This is a genomic window from Mesorhizobium sp. M2C.T.Ca.TU.002.02.1.1, from assembly GCF_003997225.1.
This window is the reverse complement of record NZ_RZTO01001450.1, coordinates 1-614: the sequence shown is the minus strand read 5'-3', so window position 1 is coordinate 614 and position 614 is coordinate 1. Positions and strand designations below refer to the sequence as shown.

Genomic DNA, 614 nt, shown 5'->3' with positions numbered 1-614 from the left:
GTCTGGGTCTGCGGATAGCCCTCGGGCGAATCCTCCCACACCTCCTGGCGGCCGAGCGGCGTGACGTCGAGATAGCTCCAGACGGTGCCGAAGGCTTCGTCGCCGCGGTTGTTGACGAAATAGGTGCGGAAGATGCGCTTGCCGTCATGGATGAAGACGTTGTGGCCGTGCCATTCGTCGACGCCGAAATCCTTATCCCAGCTGTCGGTGATGGTGTACCAGGGCATCTTCCAGTCCATCCGCTCCTTCAGCCGCTGGATGTCGGCCTGCGGCGCCCGCGAGGCATAGGCAAGCGTGGTGTCGCGGGCGTTGAGGTGGGCGAGGTTGCCGACCTGGTCTGCGCCGAGCGAGCAGCCGCGGCAGGCATGTTCGGGCCAGCCAAAGACGCCGGGCTCGAAGAAGGCGCGATAGACGACGAGCTGGCGGCGGCCTTCGAAAAGGTCGAGCAGGCTCGCCTTGCCGTTCGGGCCGTCGAACACATAGTCCTTCTTGACTTCCATCCACGGCATGCGGCGGCGTTCGGCGGCCAAAGCGTCGCGGGCTCGGGTCAGGGTCTTTTCCTTCACCAGCATCTCTTCATAGGCGCCTTCCCACGCTTCCTGTGAAACGACCGG

Annotated in this window: 1 protein-coding gene; it reads right to left on the bottom strand. The window is 64.5% G+C overall.

Annotated features, from left to right (window positions below; all coding sequences use genetic code 11):
* The coding region (locus EOD07_RS36695; protein WP_164772973.1) for a DUF899 domain-containing protein at positions 1–614 on the bottom strand (614 nt) is incomplete at both ends.